Consider the following 2,631-nt stretch of genomic DNA (forward strand, 5'->3'; position numbering starts at 1 on the left):
CCCGGCGTACCGGCCGGCAGCGGCCGCAGGGCGCCGTCGAGCACGTACAGCCGGACGTTGCCGGCGGGCCGGCCGATGACCGGGAGCGGACTCGACCCCACGGAGGCGACCACCGGGTTGACAGTGCACTCGGACGGCCCGTAGAGGTTGAGGCAGGAGACCCCGTCCGCCGCCCGCAGCTCTCCCCACAGCCGCTCCGGGACGGCCTCGCCACCGGCCGCGACCAGCCCCGGACGCCAGTTCTGGTCGCCCAGGAGCCCGTGGGCGACCAGGACGTGCAGGTAGGAAGGGGTGGCTTCGATGTAGTCCAGCTCGCGGCGCGCCGCGTAGCCGACGAAGGCGTCGGGGTCGGTCCAGGTCTCGTAGTCCAGGACGTGCAGCTCGTGGCCCGCGAACAGGGCGAGCAGCTGGTTCCACGAGGCATCGAACGACACCGACGTCGTCAGGGCCACCCGCAGTCGCTGCCGTCCGCCCGTCACCGGCGGAAAGTGGACCTGCCGGAGGTCGGTGAGCAGGTTGAGCAGGCCGCCGTGGGTCGGCACCACGCCCTTGGGCCGGCCGGTGGAGCCGGAGGTGAAGATGACGTACGCCGGGTGGCCCGGGTCGACGGCCGCCATCGGGTCAGCCGCTGACAGACCACTCACCAGGTCGGCCGTCGCCGGGTCGTCGACGACCAGCCGGTCGACGGAACCCTCCCCCGGCAGCCGGCCCTCGCTGAGGGTGTCGGTCACCACCAGGGCCGGGCACGCGTCATCGAGCAGGAGGGCGATCCGGGCGGCCGGGTATTCGGGATCGAGCGGGACGTAGGCCGCCCCGGTCTTGAGCACCGCGAGGATCGCCACCACCAGTTCGGCCGACCTCGGCAGGGCGACCGCCACCAGCCGCTCCGGCCCCGCGCCCCGGGCGACCAGGGCGTTCGCCAGCCGGTTCGCCCGCTCGTCCAGCTCCGCATAGGTCAGAGAAACGTCCCCGCACACCAGCGCCACCAGGTCCGGCGTCGCCCGCACATGCTTGCGGAACAGCTCCGGCAGGGTCTCGGCCGGGAGCTCGACCGTCGGCCCGGTGCCGAGGGCCAGCAGCTCGCGCTGCTCGTCGGCCCCGATCAGGCCGATCCGGCCGAGCGGCTGCTGCGGGTCGCAGTCCGCGAGGGTGTCCAGCAGGTCGAGCAAACGCCGCTGGTGGCCGAGGAGTTCACTCTCCGTGCACACCTCCGCGCAGGCTCCGAGCTCGATCCTCGGGGCGTACTCGTCACGCCCGCCCACGGCCCAGACCGCCAAGTCGTCGGCGGAGGTCCCCAGGGGCGCGTACACCGTGGCGGGCTGCCCGGCGAAGCTCGGTTCGGAGTCGAAGGACATGATGTTGACGACCAGTGGGAACGCCGTCTCGATCGTGCCGGCCTGCCCGAGGTCCCGGAGCAGGTCCTCGCTGCGGTACCGCTGGTGCGCCAGCGCGGCGGCGACTTCCCGGTCCACCTGCTCGACCAGTTCCGACCACGGCAGGTCCGGCCGCACCGACAGACGCAGCGGCACGAGGTTCGACACCGCGCCGGGCGTCACCGCCAGCACCGGGTCGCCCACCCGGCCGGTGACGGGCAGGCCGAGCAGCACGTCCCGGGCCCCGGTGAGCCGGTGCGCGTACAGCGCGGTCGCCGCGAGCACGACCCGGGACCAGCGGACGCCCGTCCGCTGTGCCGCGGCGCGCAGCGCCTCGGGGCGCAGCGCTCCGGCCGGCGGGGTGCGCCGGAACCGGGCGGACGGGCCGCCCGGCAGGCGGTCCGACAGCCGGGTCGGCGCCGGCCGGTCGGCGAACCGTCCGGTCCAGTAGGCACGGTCGGCGAGGTACTGCTCCGAGTCGCGGTAGGCCGCGTCGCTGGCGACCAGACCGCCGAGCGAGCCGAACGGGGACGGCGGCACCGGCCGCCCCTCGGCGAGCGCCGTGTACACCTGCGCCACCCGCCGGCCCACGGCGGAATATCCGAACCCGTCCATCACCAGGTGGTGGTAGCTCTGGTAGAAGACGGACCGGTCCGGCGCCAGCGTGATCAGCGCGTAGCGGAAGAGCGGGTCGCGGGCGAGGTCCAGCGGCCGGAGCCGGTCCCGGTCCATCCACTCCCGGGCCGCCGCGAGCGGCTCGGCCTCCCCACTGACGTCGACCTGCGCGGGCTCCCACCGCGTGTGCGCGCGGACGACCTGGTGCGGGCCCTCGGCGCCGTCGACGAAGCGCACGTGCAGGGCGTCGACCTCGTCGACGACGCGGCGCAGCGCGGTCTCGAACAGGTCCGGGTCGACCGGCCCGTGGATCTCCAGGTACTCGCCGATGCGGTAGGCCGGAATCGCCGTGCGGGCCCGTTGTTCGGCCAGCCAGATCTCGCGCTGGGCCGCTGTCAGGGGAAGCGTGTCGCCGTCGCGACGGGACATGGGGGTACCTCCAGGAATGTGGGCAGGCGTGAGGACGCGCCGGGGCGCGCCGACCGCGGTGGCGTCACGCGGTCGGCGGGCGGGTGGCGGGTGGCGCGGCTGCTGCGGTCAGGCGGCGAGTTCGCCGGCCTGGAGCTGCCAGAGGGATGCGTAGAGTCCGTGCCGGGCGAGGAGTTCGTCGTGGGTGCCCTGCTCGGCCACGACGCCGCCCCTG

General features: G+C 74.5%; 1 protein-coding gene. It reads right to left on the minus strand.

All coding sequences use genetic code 11. The features are described from left to right. A partial coding sequence (locus ACFV6I_RS38945; RefSeq protein ID WP_380430960.1) for an AMP-binding protein occupies positions 1–2,417 on the minus strand: 2,417 nt, incomplete at its 3' end. Positions 2,418–2,631 lie beyond the last annotated feature (214 nt).

Source organism: Kitasatospora sp. NPDC059803 (assembly GCF_042732255.1).
Taxonomy (GTDB): domain Bacteria; phylum Actinomycetota; class Actinomycetes; order Streptomycetales; family Streptomycetaceae; genus Kitasatospora.